Here is a 261-nt window from a genome sequence, read left to right as displayed (position 1 = left end):
TACGGGAGCCAGCCGCCGAAGGTGGGGCAAATGATTGGGGTGAAGTCGTAACAAGGTAGCCGTATCGGAAGGTGCGGCTGGATCACCTCCTTTCTAAGGATAAATACGAAAAGCGGAGGCGACTGTTCAGCCCCGCTACACATAACGTAATAACAACGCTTTTTCGCTTCGTTTAGTTTTGAGGGAATATCCCTCAAGGTTTTAGTTGATTGTTCCTTGAAAACTAGATAACAGGCAGTAAGAAAAGCGACAAACGGTTCT

At 47.1% G+C, this 261-nt stretch carries 1 rRNA gene; it reads left to right on the top strand.

The window, feature by feature from the left end:
- A 16S ribosomal RNA gene (locus ETB99_RS14810) occupies window positions 1-93 on the top strand; the annotation flags it as partial.
- Window positions 94-261: the final 168 nt, after the last annotated feature.

Source organism: Anoxybacillus sp. CHMUD, assembly GCF_013096965.1.
In the GTDB taxonomy this organism is placed as follows: domain Bacteria; phylum Bacillota; class Bacilli; order Bacillales; family Anoxybacillaceae; genus Anoxybacillus; species Anoxybacillus kestanbolensis_A.
This window is presented reverse-complemented; position numbering and strand designations above follow the sequence as displayed.